Raw genomic sequence first — 16,153 nt, forward strand, 5'->3', positions numbered from 1 at the left:
GGACGAGGTGCGGACCGCGCCCGTCGATCCGGCCCGCGCCGAGAGCCCCCGGGCCGGCCCCCCCCCCCCGGTGGGGCCGGTGCGCGCGCAGATCGAGGTTCAGTCCCCCCGGCGCCCCCCCCCCCGGACAGCGACCACGCCTGGTCGATTTCGTTCTACCGACTCGAAGCCCCCAACGGGAATGTGCTGGGCGTGGCTACCTCCAGCGTCGACGTCACCGACCGGCACCGCGCCGTGGAAGAACAACGCCACACCGCCCTCACCCTCCAACGCAGCCTGCTGCCACAACCCCCTCCCCGGCGGCCGGGGCTCGACATCGCCTTTCGCTATCGCCCCGCACAGGCCACCATCGAGATCGGAGGCGACTGGTTCGATGTCATCCCCCTGAACAACGACAAAACAGCCCTCGTCGTCGGCGACGTCATGGGAAGCGGCGTCACAGCCGCAGCGACCATGGGACAACTGCGCACCGCCACGAGGACTCTGGCCGACCTCGATCTGCCTCCCGCCCAGGTCATGCACCACCTCGACCACATCACGGACGGCCTCGGCACCATCGCGACCTGCGTCTACGCCGTCTTCGACCCCGGCGCGGCGCGATGCCACATCTCCCTGGCCGGGCATCTGCCGCCCGTGGTACTCCACCCGGACGGTACCCGCGAGCTGCTCGACCTGCCCACGGGCGCACCTCTGGGCGGCTGCGGCATTCCCTTCGACACCACCTCCATCGGCGTCGGACCGGGCGACCAGCTCATCCTCTACACCGACGGCCTCGTCGAAACCCGCGACCAGGCGATCGACGCACGCCTGAACGCTCTCCTCGACGTCCTCGACGACCCCCACCGATCACTTGACGCCACGTGCGACCTGCTTCTGCGCACCCTGCGTGGTGAAGGTGACCACGACGACGTGGCTCTCCTCATCGCCCGGGCAGGCCACGGACCCGCGAGCGGCACGGTCGGCACGCAGTAGAGCTCTCTACAGAACGCTGCGGAGCGGCCATTTCCCCGGCATGCGTGGGGTGTTGAGGGCTGGGCCGTTGCGGGTGGAGACGTTCACCGGGCTGCGGATGCCGCAGTTTGAGCGGCTACTGAAGGCTGTGCGCGAGCGGGACGGGAACGGGCCCGGTGGCGGGCGCCCGTGGTGCCCGCCGCCGGCCGACCAGGTGCTCTTAGCGGCCGCCTACTGGCTAGTTCGTCGAACTCAGTGCTGCGGGCCACCGGGAAACTCGAGCGACATCCCGAGGATGTGCTCGACGGCGGCCCTGCCGGCGGGGTGTTGCCGGGCGGCCTGCCCCGGAGACGGCTTCGCCCTCTTCGGCCTGTCCCGCAACGCGTGCGGCTCTGCCCCGCTCGGAATCCGCCTGACCGTCGTCTGGGAGCGTCGCAGTCCGTCACGCCGTGGCGAGGCTGGGAACGTCAGCGGCTGCGCATGCGGCACGGCATCACCCCGCGTGAGGCGCTCCTGCGCCGAGCGGGCTGCGGGGCCCGGGCGGTGCGCATGTCGCGCGGAGGCGCCTTCGTGCCGGCGAGCAGTACGTCGCGCCTGAGCGTCGCCGGGCACCGAAGCCGGCGGCCGCCTCATGGCGGGGGCTCGGCCCGTGGAGCGGGTCCAGGCGTACAGGTTGACGCGGCTGGGGTGGCCATGGCCTCGAGGTGCCATCGGGGTCGCGCACCGCCCGGGCGGCATCCGGGTCTGCCTCGCCGCGGCCGGGCTGCGCAACACGCCAAGAGGGCCTCACCGAGCCGCGGTTCGTGGAGTGGCGGGGCGCTGGCCTTGAGGAGTGAGACCCGTCCATGTGACACCGCCCGCACCGCCGGGCTGCCCTCTCGGGCCCTCATCCGCTTCGTCAGGCACCCAGCGCAGGACATCGCCGGGCTGGCAGTTGAGCGTGCGGCAGATCGCGTCGAGTGTGGTGAACCGAACCGCCTTCGCCCGGCCATTCTTAAGTACCGCGATGTTGGCGGGGCTGATTCCGACGGCGGCGGCGAACTCGCCGACCGAGAGCTTGCGTTTGGCGAGTTGCACATCAAGGTCGACAACGATGGCCATCAGACCACCTCGGCGAGTTCACTCTTCATATTGGTCGCCTTGCGCAGCAGACTGCGCATGGTCACGATGAGGAAGACCAAACAGGCCCCGATGCCGGTAGTTGCGGCCGCGGCGCCCAAAGCGCTGATGAGCTCCATCCCGTCATCCGGGGAGGGGATGCTTCCCAGCGTCAGGTGGCAGGTGACAGCGAGGGCCAGCATTGTCGCCGCGATGGTGGAGCCGATGATGATGTCGACCCACCGGAAGGCTCGCGGGGAGAAGATCGCATCGCGTTCGACCAAGGTGAGCAGCTTCCACGCCGCAGCGAGGACGATCTGGACGCAGGCGACCCCTGCAATGGCAACCACCGCGTAGGGCAGGGCGTAAGGGGCGTACGGCGGGAAGCCATCGACTTCGTCGGCTGCTGTGGTGGGCGTTGCCCATGTGCCTGCGTCGCTCCGGCGCCACAGAGCCTGCCTGCTCTACCGGGACCGGCAGTGCGCCCACAGCAGCTGCCGAACAAGGCCCGCACCGCCACCCTGAGCCAGATCGCGCATATCCCCTTCACTGCCCCGGACGACATCCGCGTCAAGTACACCGCCCTGCGCGGCAAGACACAGATCGACGCCCTCTCCCGGCTCCTCACCGGCACGTCGAAGAGTCGACGGCACCGGGCACGCGCTGGGTGTAGTCATCGCCAACAGCCGCTCCCGCCACGCATGCCTCGCACCGGAACGGATCGAGGAATTGTCCACGCTGGGAACGCGGTGGGGACAGAGGATGAGCGCCGTCTTGTGCCCTTCGGCGGTGCCGGTCGTCGGCTCGCGCTCCAGGGTGTTGGGCCGACGCGAGAGCACGGGAGTGGCCCCGTGTGATGTGGTGCCGCTCCCGCGCTCGGCCGGCGGCCCGGCGTCTTCCTACGTGTCGGATCGCCGAGCTGTGACCAGCAGGTACTCCCAGTCCATGGCACCGTCGGCGAGGTGCTGCGAGGCCAGTTCGGCGAGGGCTTCGTCGAGGGCGGCCACTCGCTCGTGGTCTTCGGAGATGAAGCGGTAGGTGGCGATGGTCGGCCCGTAGCAGGCCTTGAAGAAGTCCCGGAACTCCTCCGGCCGTGTGAACCGGTCCACTCGCAGCGGCTGCCGGCGGGCCTCGACGTCCGTCACCCGGTCCCCGAGGAGGGAGCGCACGTGGTCCGGGTCGCCCCACAGGGGCGGCGGCTGGGTGCCGGGCGGCGGTGGAGGGGCGTAGGGGCGCATCGTGGCGAACATCTGCCCGATGAACCCCTCCGGGGTCCAGTTGATCACGCCGATGGTGCCGCCCGGGCGGCAGACCCGGACCATTTCGTCGGCTGTCTGCTGGTGGTGCGGGGCGAACATGACGCCGACGCAGGACATGACCGTGTCGAACTCGCCGTCCGTGAAGGGCAGGGCCTCGGCGTCGGCCTCCCGCCAGTCCAGTCGCGCTCCGCGTTCCGCCGCGAGGTTGCGCCCGGCCTCCAGGAGCTCGGGTGTGAGGTCGGAGGCGATGACGTCGGCGCCGAGGAGGGCGGCAGGGATGGCGGCGTTCCCGGAGCCGGCGGCGACATCGAGGACGCGGTCGCCCTGCCGGACGCCGCACTCCTGCACCAGTACTCCCCCCAGCTCGGAAATGACGTGCGACGCCACGGCGGGGTAGTCGCCCAGGGCCCACATCGCTCGGTGTTTCGCCTTCAGGGACTGGGGGGCGGCATTCTCGTTGCTCATGCCCCTTATCCCTCCCCTCCGCGACGGCCCTGAGGGCGGGGCCAGGAGAGTGACGTGCCGGGGCCGGCCCGTCGGTGGACTGAAGCGATGCGGGCAGAAGGCGTCCGTGGGCTTGGAAGGCGCGGCCCGCCGTGGCAGTCAGTGCGGTCCCTGCCGTCGGTCCTGTTCGTCGCCGGACGCCGTACGTGTCGACGCCCCCGCCGTCCGCCCGCAGCCTGTCCTCCGAAGGGGGTCAGTGCCGCAGGAGGGCGCAGACGAAGTCCTCCTGGACTGCGCGGACCTTGGCCAGCAGTTCGGGCTTGAGGCTCTTGCTGGTCTGGGTGTTGATCGAGAACGTGAGGGAGCGCGTGCCGTCCGCGGTGCCGGCCGCGAACTGGGTGTAGCCGGGGAAGTTGCCGGTGTGGCCGTACACCGTGCCGCACCGCGTCGTGTAGCGGAAGATCGCCAGTCCGCCCGCGTTGACGCCCGGGCCGGCGGGCTCCGATGCGGCGCCGGGGATGAAGGTCCGCTGCTGGCGCCTGGTCTGCTTCGACAGGAAGCCGTGGCCGCCGGCCCATGCGCGGATGAACGCGTTGAGGTCCTTCGGTGTCGAGACGATTCCGCCGGAGGCCCAGACACCCGAGGCGCTGAGGACCTCGCTGATGTCCTCCGGCGGGGCGGGCGGCGTCACGTCGTAGCCGTGCAGGTACGGCTGTGGCAGCCGGTAGCCCTGGGGCAGGCTGGTCTGCCGCAGACCGAGCGGCCGGTACACCAGCTCATCGAGCAGCCGTTCGTACCGCTGCCCCGTGACCGCCTCGGCCATCAGCGCTACGGCGATGTTGTCGGAGTTGGAGTACTCGTACCGCGATCCCGGCGGGAACAGCAGGCCGTCGCCGGCGACGAAGTCGAGCAGCCGGCGGGAGTCGAAGTGGTGCCGGGGGTCTTCCTGAAGGATCTCAAGGAACGCCTCGGCCGTCGAGAAGTCGGGCAGACCGCTGGTGTGGCTGAGCAGCTGGCGGAGCGTCACCTGATGCCATGCTGTGGGCAGAGACGGCAGGAGCTCGCCGATGGTGTCGTCGAGGCGCAGCTTGTGCCGGTCCACCAGGCGCAGGGCGACCGCTCCGCTGAAGGCCTTGGCGACGCTCGCGATCCGCATGTGGTCGGTCGTCCGGGGCGGGCGGCCCGTTGTCGTGTCGGCGACGCCCGCACGGTAGACCGTCGTCCGGTCGCCCTGTCGCATCAGCGCGATCACTCCGGGCGGCCCTCCGGCCGTACCGACAAGGTCGTTCAGCTGCCGCTGCAGCGCCGCCCTGTCGGGGGACGGCGGCGTTGCGGTGGCCTGCGCGGGCTGGACCAGGACGGCGAGTACCACAGACGCGGCAAGCCCAGCGGTGCACAACCGCAGACGCGTACGGCGAGAGCGGGAACGAAAGTCAGGACGTGCCGGCACGGGGGCTCCTTCGCGGTGACGCCGGGCGGAGGACACCCGGTCCAAAGGGTCCGCCCCAGCATCGAACGCACCGTCGGGACGTGCCTGCCCAGTGCTTCATACGGACCAGTCGCCGTGTCCGCCGGGGCCCGTCCGAGCACCGGCCGGTGGCTGCGGTCCCCGCGTCGCCTGCCTTGGGCGGGCCGGGCATCAGGTGGCGTAGCAGGGCTTGACAGGTTCGCCGTTTCGCATGGTTTGAGTACAAGCGCGGGGACTGGCACGGTGGCTGACGTTCCGTTTCCCAGTCCCCGAACCTACCGGGCACGATGCGGGCCGCCTCCGGGCCGGGTGGGGCCTTGGGGCGGCGCAGGAGCGGGTGGGCGCGCGACGCGCTCCGAGGCTGGCGCCGATCACCCCGAGCGTGAGGCCGAGGATCTGCGAGGCGACCAGCGCGGCACGGCACGGCGCCTCGAGCAGCCAGAGGGCGTAGGTGAGTGGCATGGCGGCGGCTACGGTCCAGACAGCAGCCTGCAGGCCCGCGCGGAACGACCGGCCTGCCCGCCTGGCCGCGAACGCCGGGGCGAGGAAGATGGCGACCGGCGTGAGCGGGAGCACGAGTGCGAGCAGGAGCACCAGAGGGAGCGGGGGCTCCGTCCCGTCGGAGCGGATGATCAGCCAGAACCAGGCCACGAACATGACAGCGGCGGCGGCATCGAGATGGGGAGCGTACCGGTTGGTGCCGAGCCATCGTCGGGATGCAAGGGAGATCCACAGGCAGCCGGCCAGTACGGCGGCGAGATACGCCGCGGCGGCAGGTGCTCGGCCGCGGCCCGCTCCCGGTTCAGGAAAATCACGGTGACGGTGATCGACGCGGCCACGCCACCGGTCACCAGGAGGGCCGGAGCCGGCACTGGCAGCCGTAGCCGGCCCGAGCGGGCGACGGCCACAAGTACCATCGCGCCGACCAGCGCGGTGAAGGTCACCGCGGGTTCATCCTTCGAAGATCACCTCTTCAACCCCGCCGACACCGCGCCCCGGTGCAGTTGGATTGGAGGGGCACCGCGTATCGGAACCTGGCCGACGAGGAGAATCGCGCCCACGGCGGCGTCGTCCTCACGGAAGGAAGTGCACTGTCTTGCTCCTACTCGCCGGTAGGCTCGGCGTTCATGACACGTGTTGCGATCGTCGGTGTGGGTGCGGTGGGGGGCGTCCTGGCCGCGGGCCTGGCTTCGACCGGGCGGCTGGAGGTGACCGCGTGCGTGCGCTCCCCACTGGGTGAACTGCAGATCGACCGGCCCGACGGCGCAGTTGAGAAGGTGTCGATTCCGGAGGTCTTCGACCCTGCCCAGGCGTCTGCGGTCGAGTGGGTGGTGCTGGCGACCAAGGCCCACCAGACGGCGGGAGCGAAGCCGTGGCTGGAGCGGCTTTGCGCCGCCGGCACTCGTGTCGTGGTGCTGCAGAACGGCGTCGAGCATCGTGAGCGCGTCGCCCCGCTTCTGGGCACGGCGGCCCGCGTGCTTCCGGCCGTGGTGGAGATCTCCGCCGAGTCGCCGCAGCGCGGCCACATCCGGCTGTTCAACCGCCCGAGGATCGTGGTCCCCAAGGACGACGGCGTGGAGTTCGTCGCTCTGTGCCAGGGCAGTGGCATCACCGTGGCCCTGACCGACGACTTCGTGAGTGCTGCCTGGGAGAAGCTGTGCATGAACGCGGCCAACGGCGCCATCGCCGCTCTGACGATGCGCCGTAAGCCGGTCTTCGACAATCCGCGCGTCGCACAGTTGGGCCGCGCGTTGGTGGAGGAGGCGCGGCAGGTTGCTACCGCTTCAGGTGCGAACCTTCCCGATGACCTGGCCGATCAGGTCATCGCCCGGCTGCGAACGATGCCGGAGGAGTCCGGCAGCAGCATGCTGTGGGATCGCCTGGCCGGCCGCCCACTGGAGTACGACGCTCGCAACGGCGCTGTCGTGCGCGCGGGTGCCCGTCTGGGCATCCCCACCCCGCACAACGAGACCGTCACCGCTCTGTTGGAAGCCGTCAGCGCATCAGAGATGTGACCCACGCGTCCACCGCGTCGAGGTCGGTGGCGTCGGCCACGACCCCCGAGGCGTTGGGGGGCCGAGCTGCTGCGCGGCGGAGTCCACCCGTGCGCGGGTGCGGCCGGTGATGATGACGTGGGCGCCTTCAGTGAGGAGACGGCGCGCGGTTGCCAGCCCCATGCCGCTGGTGCCGCCGGTGATGAGGACGGTCTTCCCGGTGAAACGGTTCATGCTGGTGTTCCCGTCAAGGTGTGCGTGAGGTGGTCGCTGAGGTGGGGCAGCCAGTCGGGCCGCGCGTTGCCGAGGAGATGGTCGCCGTGTGGGACGGACAGATAGGTGCCGTGCGGCGCTAGGCGGGCCAAGGGCTCGCCGTTCGTCACGCCGGGGATGACGTCCTGGTCGCCGTCCACGACCAGCAGCGGGGCCGCGATGAGGGGTGCCAGGGCGGTGAGGTCGACGTGCTGTGCGAACTCGTGGGCGGCGTCGGCTCCTCCGGCGCGTTGGGCCATGATGTCCCGTACCGGCGGGGGTAGTTTCTCCCAGTCGAGGCGGTAGGGACCGCTGACGGTGGCGACAGCCCCCACGCGCGGCTCAAGCGCCGCAGCCCGGGCCGCGAAATAGCCGCCCAGGCTCAGGCCGACGAGCCCGATGCGTGCGGTGCCAAGGGCGTCGATGGCCCGGCCCACGACCCGCTCGTAGTCCGGCACGAAGGTCGTGGTGGAGGCGAGCACACCCTGTCCGGGACCGTCCATCGCGAATACGGCAAGCCCTCTGGCAAGGAGCGCGGACACGAGATCGAGGAACTCCTCCTTGGCCGGGTCCAGGCCGGGGACGACGACCACGGTCCCCGGTGCGTTGGCGGGGCCACGCAGCCAGCCGGTGAATCCCTCGCCGCTCACCCGTCGCGCACCAGGTTCCAGCACGATGAGAGCTCTGCTCAGGGCGTGATCCGCCTCGACGGCAGCACGATGCGCTTCCGCGTACGGCGCCAGGGTGGCCAGGTGGAACCACCGGGCCGCCATCAGCAGGTACTCACCCGCTGAGCGGGATGAGCCCGCGTTCTCCGCGCGCTGGAGATAGTCGTGTCCGGTGCGAAGGAAGGCCGGCCCCCAGTCGGCGACCGAGGTGAGGCCATCGGTGACGCGCCGGTATTCGTGTGGGTCCACGCCTGCGCCGGTGGCACGGGACCGCTGGGCGGCGGCGAACTCGGTGGGGCTCATCGTGCTCCTCCGGTCAGCAGGACGGCCTTGCCGCGTATCCGGCGCACGCGCAGGTCGACCAGGGTTTCGGCGGTCTGTGCCCAGTCGGCGATGCGGCTGATCTCCGGGTGCAACCGGTCCTGTGCCACGAGGCTCACCAGTGTCTCGAGATCGGGGCCGTACGGGGCGCCGGCGTAGTGGAAGTGCTGGATCGTGACGCGCTCGGGCCCGTCAAGGAGTTGAAAGAAGTCGAAGGACACCGGGGTGCGGCTCGCCTGACCGAACCAGACAAGCATGCCGCCCGGGCGCACCTTCGACAGGGCGAGTGCTAGATCCGGCCCACCCGTGGACTCCAGCACGACATCGAACGGTCCCTGAGCGGCTGCGACCTCGTGCACCACTCTTGCGCCCAGTTCTGCGGGCCGCTCGCCGCGCACGGGCGTGGCCGTCACCGCGGTCAGCTCGGCTCCGGCGCCAACGGCGAGTTCCGTGACGTAGTGGCCGACGCCCCCTGATGCGCCAGTCAGCAATACCCGTCGGCCGGCCAGGGAACCGGCCGTACGCAACAGTCGCAGAGCAGTATTCCCAGCCAGGGGCAGGGCTGCCGCCTGTGCGCTGTCGATGCTGTCCGGGAGCACCGCGAGCGAATGCGTGGGCACGGCGGCGTACTCGGCCCAGCCGCCCTGCGCAGGGTGCCCGACCACGCGGGCGCCGATGCCGGGGCCGGAGCCGTCGGCTGCCACCTGCACGACAAGTCCTGCGATGTCCTTGCCGGGCAACCACTCCGGCCGGGGGTGCTCAAGCAGGAATGTCTCGCCCCGGTTCGGAGCGAACGCCTCGATTTTGATCAGTGCCTCACCGGTATCCGGCACGGGCTGGGGGGCATCGGCGAAGGCGACCGGGCGCGCCGCTTCTCCCGTGGGAATCAGTCTTTGCATGGAAAGGATGCAACCCCCACATCCTCCCCGCGATCCAACAACGGACAAGCAATGCCGACAACTTTCGGTTGTCACCTATGGTGGGAGCCATGGATCTCGACGTGGCGCAGGTGCGGGCCTTCGTGCGCACGCCGAGGAACTGCACTTCGGTCGGGCTGCCAGGACACTCGCGATCTCCCAGCAGACGCTTTCCAAGAGGATCGCGCGGCTGGAATTTCTGCTCGGCACCGAGTTGTTCCGGCGCGGCGGCAACGGCGTACACCTCACCGAGGCCGGACAGCGCTTCCTTCCACTGGCGCGGCAGACCGTGGCCACCTCCGATGCCGCAGTCGCGGCGGCGGTCGGGAAGGAACGTCCGCTGCGCGTAGACGTCTGGGGGCACCTCTACGCACCGATGCGGACGCTGGCCCAGGTTGCCGGACGAGCCGGGGAGCTGGCGTTGGGGCACGGACGCGATCTGCCGTCGGTAACTACGGCACTGCTGCACGGCGACATCGACGCGGCTTTCGGCCGAGTCCATCCCCCGCTGCCCGCCGGCCTGGCACACCGCCTCGTCCGCCTCGAACCGGTGGACGCTGTGATGAGCGCGGGCCATCCGCTCGCAGCCGAACCGGCTCTGCGGCCGGACCAACTGAGCAGCAGCACGCTGTGGGCACCCGGCGCGCTGGACCGGCTCGACTTCCTCCACCGGTTCGCCGACCGGTTCGGCATCCAGAACACGGCCACGAGCGTCAACCTGGGGCTCGCCCACTTTCTCGCCGAGGTGGCGGAAGAGCCGCGACGCTTCTCGCTGATGCCTGCCGATGTGTCACTTCCGGAGGTCCCGGGGTTGCGCTCCGTCCCTCTGGTCGATCCCACGCCGCTGTACGCCTGGTCACTGCTGTGGCGCTTCGGGAGCGGACATTCGGGACTGAACAGCCTTGCCTCCGCCTGTGCTGAAGAAGCAGGGCGCAGCCGATGGCTGGAGTACAACCCGACCCGCGACTGGCTGCCGGAACCACCCACGAACGGTCCCGGTCCCGCTGCCAGGCGCGAATGACGTCGTCGGTGCTCGAGCACCGCCTGGAGCCCAAGAGCTTCCGTTCTGGCCATCTTTCTGGCACAACCCGAGGGCCGGTCGGCCCGCTGAGGCCCCGAATTCTCCTTGGTACTCCGGTTGTAGATCGTGATCTTGCCGGTGGGGCGGGGCTACGGCCATGGGAACGGAGCGAAATCGGATCGCGTGGCGCGGTCCGGGGCTGGCACGCTACCTCCCATGGATCATCCTGAAGTACTGCTCATCGGAGGGCGTGCCGGTGTCGGCAAGACGACGGTGGGGTGGGAGGTTTCGGCGCGACTGCGGGCCGCGGCGGTCTCGCATGCGATCGTCGAGGGTGACTTCATGGGCCAGGTACATCCGGCCCCGGAGGGGGATCCCCACCGCTCGGAGATCACTGAGAGCAATCTGACTGCCGTCTGGGGGAACTTCGCCCGGCTCGGCTATCGCCGCCTGATCTATACGAACACCGTGAGTGTGCTGCCCGAGGCAACGGGCATGTTCGAGCGCTCCATGGGAGCAGGCGTGCGGATCGTACGAGTACTGCTCACCGCCTCCGATGCCACCACCGGCGACCGGCTGACAGGCCGCGAACTCGGCTCGGAGCTGGAGCAGGAGCTGAAAGGCAGCGCCCGCAAGGCGCGACTCCTGGACGAGCGGGCACCTGCGGACACGGTTCGGGTGGCGACCGACGGGCGGCCTGTCGTGGACATTGCGCGTGACGTGGTCGCTGCCACCGGCTGGATCGGTCGGCACTCCACTGGGCGATCCTGATCTTGCTGGTGGGGGCCTGTCCGGGAATGCGTGCGGCCGCCGAAGATCATCAGTGTGTGAAGACAGATGAACAGTGGGTGGCCGCAGTGCCGGGTCTGCCGACGGCCGGGCCTGGCGGACCGTTTCGCCGGTGCACCTCTTCGCCCTCCCGGCTGAGCTGTAGGCGAAACCTCTAGTCGGCGCCTGGTGTTGGCCTATATCCCAACGTTCGTGATCAAGAACCTTGCCCGCCGCCTCGCCGCGCTCTCCCTTCCCTCACGCCGCTTGCAGTCCCCGCCACCGCACAGGCCACACCGGCGGCCGACGAGGTCCTCGCCCTCGCCGACGCCCTGGACAAGATCCAGATCCTCGAGGAGTCCCGCACCTCCCAGTTGATAGTGGAAGACCCACTGGAGGAAGCAGTGCGGTTCGCTTCACCGTGAACAACAAGCCAGCCCATCCGTGGGTACGGCCGCGGGAACTCGGCTACGGGGCGGGGTGCATTGGACGACGGTGGTCTTGCAGGTTGAGTCAGCGGCTCTGCGGCCGGATGCCGGCGCCCACACCGCGACTGCGACAACGGCCTAACTGGCGTGCCGAATGGTCCAGGCCTGATTGGAGCCACCGTGGCAGGGCCAAATTTGCAGATGAGCCCCTAGTTGTGTGATGCCGGAGGGGCTGAAGATGTCGAGGCATTTATCGCTGTGGGCAGATCGGATCTCCCATTTGTTGTCGCTGCGACGCCAGAGATACCACTTCTGATTGACGTTTCCGGAGCATCGGTATTGCTGGACTCTCGTGCCGCTCTTTGTGCTCCCCCACTCCACGTCCAGACATTTTCCACTGTGCTTTGCCACAATTTCGAAACGATTCCGATAGACGTTTCCGTCGTCAGTGCGAGGCGCTTCGAAGCGGAACTTTTGGTTGTTCCCAAGGTGCCTTCCCCACACGACCAGCTTTGCCTCGTCGGCGGTGCTTCCTGCGAACACGTCCACCAAGAGGGAACGCCTGGGGTCCGTGACCCCACTGGTGATCGTGTACGCACCGCCTCCGTCCCAATTGAACGGATGCAGGACGGTGCGGGTTTCAGGGTCCCGGCTGGCCGTGCCTGCCCACCCGTAGGCCACGTACGAGTTCTGCCGACGCGCGCGGTTATACGCTGCGTTGTCAACGCATAGCTTATCGCCGGGAACGGCGTAGCGGTGCCTGTATCCGTTCAGGCATGCACCTGCGCTATTCGTGTTCCCTCTGGCATTTATTGCGTCGATGGTGAGGAGATGGGTCTCTTGCCATGGGATGCAGACGTAGTCAGATGGAGTGATCTGACGCCACTTGTAACCTTCGCGGCATTGGCTGGGACTCTGCGGCACTATCGTCGGCGCCACGGCGGTGGCTGTTCCGCCTACGAATACCGAACCTGCCAGGACGACCGCAGCGACCACGCCAGCCTCAACGGGGATACGGCGTTCCGCACGTTTACGCCCATTTTTCCGCGCGCTCTTGGCGCGCAGCCCCAGGTGGAACATGGTGCACCTCACCTGCTCGCGGAAACAGAGTTCCGCGTTGGTGATTGGCTGTCAGGGAGTCTGCTGGCGGGCGGACGCCCACCCAGGTTTGCCTGCGTTCGGCGACATTGCGACGCCCGCGGGCAACTCCCATTTTCGCATCGCCCTCGGTGGGGTGCCCTGTTGAACCTGTTGAAAGGGGCCGATCGGTCCTGCGAGTGCAGACTCCCACTAGTACTCCAGCCGTAGATCGTGATCTTCGTGGTCATTGAGCGACCCGCCGTTGGTAGTGGCAAGCCCGTGCCCTGGCTTGATGGCGTCGTCGCCACTCGGACCAGCGGAGTCTGTGCGTGACTGTGTGGACGGTCTGGGCGAGCAGCGTGATGAACAGGTGCTGGATCTCGTTGCAGGTCAGCGGGATCAGGCCGTCCAGAGCTTGTTCTTGAGCGCGTTGGTTGGCTGTGGCCGCGGCGAGGAAGGCGTGGGCGAGCATCGCGAGCGTGACCCAGCGGTGCCAGGACGTCCACCGTCTGACCTGGTGTTCGTCCAGTCCGGCCAGACCCTTGCTGGATTGGAAGGTCTCCTCGACCGTCCACCTGCGCCCGGCCACTTTCACGAGGGTGGACAGTGGCACCCGGGCCGCCGAGTAGCAGCGGTAGAAGGCGAGTTCACCGGTGCGCCGGTTGCGGCGGACGAGCAGATGGCGGTGGCCAGGCCGGTCGTCGGCGATGTCGGCCAGGGCCCAGTCGTAGAAGGTGTGACCCTTGGCTCCGGCGCCGGCGGAGAGCTTCTGCCAAGCCCGTTTCGGCAGCTTCTTGACCAGGGCGTCGGCGCGGAACTTGCCCGCGTGGGTGGTGATCTGATGGTCGCAGGCGACAGCGAGGACATAGCCGACCTCGCGCCCCTCCAGCGCGGTCCGAAGGTGCGGGTTGCTTCCGTAGACCTCGTCACCGGCCACCCAGGACGCGGGGGCGCCGGCGTCCAGCGCACGAGCGATCATGCGGGCGGCGAGCGCGGGTTTCGTGGCGAAGCTGACCGTGTCCGGGATCCCGGCCTCCCTGCAGCGGGCCAAGTCGTCGGCCCAGGAGCGCGGGACATACAGTTCCCGGTCGATCGCCGCGTGCCCACGAGGGGTGGAGTAGACGAGGTAGACGGCGACCTGGCTGTTCTCGATGCGTCCGGCGGTGCCGGTGTACTGGCGCTGCACACCCACCGTGGCGATGCCCTTCTTCAGGTCGCCAGTCTCATCGACGACCAACACAGCGTCGTCGTGGCGCAACTGCTCGACAACGAATCCGCGGACGTCGTCGCGGACCGCTTCGGCGTCCCACCTGGCCCTCGACAAGAGATGCTGCAGGCCGTCCGGGGATGCGTCACCCGCGTGCTCGGCGAGCGTCCAGCAATTCTTGCGTGGCAGGTCCGACAGCAACCCGAGCACCAGCGCCTTCGCCCGGCGCCGCGGTTCCACCCGGGCGAACCGACCCGCGATGCGGCTCATCAACACCTCGAACATGTCCTGCCAGCGGGCAGGATCTATGCTGTGACCTGCGGCCACTGCCTGATCGTCTGTCTTCACACACCGATGATCACCGGTGGCCGCATCCGTTCCCGGACCAGCCCCGACCAGCAAGATCAGGATCTGGTCCTGAGCACCAGTTCTGGAGTTGAATCGGCCGATGGACATGTCCTCCCGAGAGATCCGCATACCCCTCAACGAGGCCGTCGCAGTCCTGCAGGACCTGAACGAGTTCGTGGTTTCCCTCGACCGACTCAGATCCCGCCAGGCATCCGGAACAGCTGACGAGTACACCGTCGGCAAATTCATCGACGACTGGGATGTCACTCGGCGATTGGCACGCGCCCGACACGCCATCAGCGTCGCGGTGGATGAGCAACTGAGCGAGGAAGAGATCGCCGAGCTCGAGGCCCTGTGCGACCAGGGCCGCTTTTACACGGACAGCGTCGGCTACCCCTCCCCCGACCAGTCCAGCTGATACGGCAAGCGCGTCAGGCCGGACCAATCGAGACGGAACCAGCCCGACCCTGACCTGGCATCCCACCAACAAGATCACGATCTACGGCTGGAGTACTAGCTGGCCTTGCCCAGGGCCGCCGGCCACGTGGAGCCGGGGCAAGCCGGGCCAGAGCGGGGCGAGGGCAGGAGCGGCGGCGCTGACGGCAGGTCACACGCGCCGCGCCGTGCGGGAAGCATGCGGGCTTGCGGCGGGGCCGCGAGCGAGGCCTGCTATGCAAGGGGCAGGCCCGGCGGGCGACCAAGGAGTGGGTGTCACCCGCTCCTCCAACGGCCCAGATGCGAGGGCTGCCGGAGCACCAACGCCCCCTGCTCCAGCGGCCTGGAACGACCGTGTCATGCAGATGGCTTGCTCCAGGCCCGGGCCGACGCTAAGGACCTGATCACCTGGGACATCAACGTCGACTCCACGATCGTGCGCGCCCACCAGCACGCCGCCGGGGCGCGGAAAAGGGGGACCTGCAGAAGGAGCCACCTGGCGGCGTTGTCGCCGAGTTGGACGATCACGGGCTCGGCCGCTCGCGTGGCGGCTTGACCACGAAGCTGCACTTGGCCGTCGAGCAGCGGCAGAAGCCCATGTCGATCGTGATCACGGCAGGGCATCAGGGCGACTCCCCGCCGTTCGAGGCCGTGCTCGGCGGCATCCGGGTTCCCCGCCTCGGGCCGGGCAGGCCCCGCACCCGGCCACTGCGGATGCGCGCCGACAAGGTGTACGCCTCCCACAGCAACCGTGGCTACCTGCGGCGGCGTGGTATCCGCTGCACCATCCCCGACAAGGCTGACCAGGCCCTCAACCGCAAGAAACGCGGCTCGCGCGGCGGCAGGCCGCCGAAGTTCGACGCTACCGACTACCGCGAGCGCCACGCGGTCGAGTGCGGCATCAACCGCCTCAAGAGGAACCGGGCCGCGGCCAAGCGGTATGACAAGGTTGCGGTCCGATACGAGGCGACCGTCCTCGTCGCGGCCATCAACGAGTGGCTGTGACCAGCATATTCAACTTACCTGCGCACGTGCTCAGTCGGGGACGTGGACGGCAGCATCCGTGCCGATGCGATCCGTCACAACCTGCTGGAAATGGGCGCACTGGGTGAAGTCCTCGTGATCGCAGCCGAGGGCGCATTCGATGAGGTCGAGGGATGCCTGCGCAGCGGCGATACGGGAGCGAAGCGCCTTGGCCTCGGCGCACAGGATGTTCCGTCGCTTCACGGCATCGGCGGTAGCAGTCAGCGAGCGGATGATGTCGAGGGAGAACCCTGCGTCCTTGGCGCGCAGGATGACGGCGACGCGTGTGAGGTCGGCGATGCGGTAGCGGCGGCGGCCGGCGGCGTCACGTGCGGGGGATAGGAGCCCCATCGACTCCCAGTGACGCAGGACGTGCGTGGCCAGACCGAAGCGTTTGGCGAGGGCCCCGATGCCCATCGAGTCACGCTCGCCGCCACCAGGCGCCTCTTGCTCGCTTGACTTCATGCCGAC

Annotated in this window: 15 protein-coding genes and 3 pseudogenes; 7 read left to right on the forward strand and 11 right to left on the reverse strand. The window is 68.9% G+C overall.

Translation table 11 applies throughout. The features are described from left to right. Positions 1 to 972 (forward strand): PP2C family protein-serine/threonine phosphatase (locus ACFVZW_RS06350; RefSeq protein ID WP_384517514.1); only part of this gene is annotated, 972 nt, incomplete at its 5' end. Between the two features lie 40 nt (positions 973 to 1,012). Further along, positions 1,013 to 1,204 (forward strand): annotated as a pseudogene (locus ACFVZW_RS06355) (IS5/IS1182 family transposase); the annotation flags it as partial. A gap of 635 nt (positions 1,205 to 1,839) precedes the next feature. Here ACFVZW_RS06355 and ACFVZW_RS06360 read toward each other — a convergent pair. From ACFVZW_RS06360 to ACFVZW_RS06380, 5 genes and pseudogenes are all read right to left on the reverse strand, one after another. Further along, a pseudogene (locus ACFVZW_RS06360) lies at positions 1,840 to 2,052 on the reverse strand (helix-turn-helix domain-containing protein); the annotation flags it as partial. Next, positions 2,052 to 2,399 (reverse strand): DUF2975 domain-containing protein, encoded by a 348-nt coding sequence (locus ACFVZW_RS06365; RefSeq protein ID WP_384517517.1) that lies wholly within the window; start codon positions 2,397 to 2,399, stop codon positions 2,052 to 2,054. The gene ACFVZW_RS06365 and the pseudogene ACFVZW_RS06360, both read right to left, overlap by 1 nt. 549 nt (positions 2,400 to 2,948) lie before the next feature. Then, entirely contained in the window at positions 2,949 to 3,773 is an 825-nt protein-coding gene (locus ACFVZW_RS06370) for a class I SAM-dependent methyltransferase (protein ID WP_384517520.1), read from the reverse strand. 232 nt (positions 3,774 to 4,005) lie between these two features. Then, the gene (locus tag ACFVZW_RS06375) at positions 4,006 to 5,202 is read right to left on the reverse strand and encodes a serine hydrolase domain-containing protein (RefSeq protein WP_384517523.1); all 1,197 of its coding nucleotides are present in this window, start codon (positions 5,200 to 5,202) and stop codon (positions 4,006 to 4,008) included. A 650-nt stretch (positions 5,203 to 5,852) separates the two neighbouring features. Further along, positions 5,853 to 6,164 (reverse strand): hypothetical protein, encoded by a 312-nt coding sequence (locus ACFVZW_RS06380; protein WP_384517526.1) that lies wholly within the window; start codon positions 6,162 to 6,164, stop codon positions 5,853 to 5,855. Positions 6,165 to 6,347: 183 nt separating this feature from the next. Here ACFVZW_RS06380 and ACFVZW_RS06385 point away from each other — a divergent pair, with 183 nt between their 5' ends. Continuing rightward, positions 6,348 to 7,235, forward strand: coding sequence for a 2-dehydropantoate 2-reductase (locus ACFVZW_RS06385; RefSeq protein ID WP_384517529.1), 888 nt, complete (start codon positions 6,348 to 6,350; stop codon positions 7,233 to 7,235). Here ACFVZW_RS06385 and ACFVZW_RS06390 read toward each other — a convergent pair. Genes ACFVZW_RS06390 through ACFVZW_RS06400 form a run of 3 tightly spaced genes read right to left on the reverse strand, consistent with a single transcriptional unit; the run spans position 7,224 to position 9,354 of the window. Beyond that, positions 7,224 to 7,448 (reverse strand): SDR family NAD(P)-dependent oxidoreductase, encoded by a 225-nt coding sequence (locus ACFVZW_RS06390; protein WP_384517532.1) that lies wholly within the window; start codon positions 7,446 to 7,448, stop codon positions 7,224 to 7,226. The two genes, ACFVZW_RS06385 and ACFVZW_RS06390, sit on opposite strands and share 12 nt — an antisense overlap. After that, entirely contained in the window at positions 7,445 to 8,437 is a 993-nt protein-coding gene (locus ACFVZW_RS06395; protein ID WP_384517535.1) for an alpha/beta hydrolase family protein, read from the reverse strand. The genes ACFVZW_RS06390 and ACFVZW_RS06395 overlap by 4 nt, the downstream gene beginning before the upstream one ends. After that, the gene (locus ACFVZW_RS06400; RefSeq protein ID WP_384517539.1) at positions 8,434 to 9,354 is read right to left on the reverse strand and encodes a zinc-binding dehydrogenase; all 921 of its coding nucleotides are present in this window, start codon (positions 9,352 to 9,354) and stop codon (positions 8,434 to 8,436) included. The genes ACFVZW_RS06395 and ACFVZW_RS06400 overlap by 4 nt, the downstream gene beginning before the upstream one ends. A gap of 89 nt (positions 9,355 to 9,443) precedes the next feature. Between ACFVZW_RS06400 and ACFVZW_RS06405 the strand changes: the two are divergent. Further along, a pseudogene (locus tag ACFVZW_RS06405) lies at positions 9,444 to 10,393 on the forward strand (LysR family transcriptional regulator). Positions 10,394 to 10,609: 216 nt separating this feature from the next. Then, on the forward strand, positions 10,610 to 11,164 hold the full coding sequence (locus tag ACFVZW_RS06410; RefSeq protein ID WP_384517542.1) for a hypothetical protein: 555 nt from the start codon (positions 10,610 to 10,612) through the stop codon (positions 11,162 to 11,164). Between the two features lie 563 nt (positions 11,165 to 11,727). On the opposite strand, the gene ACFVZW_RS06415 is transcribed toward ACFVZW_RS06410, so the two are convergent. Together ACFVZW_RS06415 and ACFVZW_RS06420 are read right to left on the reverse strand one after the other, a co-directional pair. Then, complete coding sequence (locus ACFVZW_RS06415; protein WP_384517545.1) at positions 11,728 to 12,669, reverse strand: RICIN domain-containing protein; 942 nt, start codon at positions 12,667 to 12,669, stop codon at positions 11,728 to 11,730. A gap of 244 nt (positions 12,670 to 12,913) precedes the next feature. Beyond that, entirely contained in the window at positions 12,914 to 14,146 is a 1,233-nt protein-coding gene (locus ACFVZW_RS06420; RefSeq protein ID WP_384517758.1) for an IS701 family transposase, read from the reverse strand. A 178-nt stretch (positions 14,147 to 14,324) separates the two neighbouring features. Here ACFVZW_RS06420 and ACFVZW_RS06425 point away from each other — a divergent pair, with 178 nt between their 5' ends. Next, the gene (locus ACFVZW_RS06425) at positions 14,325 to 14,642 is read left to right on the forward strand and encodes a hypothetical protein (RefSeq protein ID WP_384517547.1); all 318 of its coding nucleotides are present in this window, start codon (positions 14,325 to 14,327) and stop codon (positions 14,640 to 14,642) included. 569 nt (positions 14,643 to 15,211) lie between these two features. Continuing rightward, positions 15,212 to 15,664 carry a transposase gene (locus tag ACFVZW_RS06430; protein ID WP_384517549.1) on the forward strand — a complete coding sequence of 151 codons (453 nt, stop codon included), beginning with the start codon at positions 15,212 to 15,214 and terminating at the stop codon, positions 15,662 to 15,664. A 30-nt stretch (positions 15,665 to 15,694) separates the two neighbouring features. Here ACFVZW_RS06430 and ACFVZW_RS06435 read toward each other — a convergent pair whose 3' ends face one another. After that, positions 15,695 to 16,147, reverse strand: a complete 453-nt coding sequence (locus tag ACFVZW_RS06435; protein WP_384517552.1) for a MerR family transcriptional regulator — start codon at positions 16,145 to 16,147, stop codon at positions 15,695 to 15,697. Positions 16,148 to 16,153 lie beyond the last annotated feature (6 nt).

The organism is Streptomyces sp. NPDC059567 (assembly GCF_042735655.1).
In the GTDB taxonomy this organism is placed as follows: domain Bacteria; phylum Actinomycetota; class Actinomycetes; order Streptomycetales; family Streptomycetaceae; genus Streptomyces.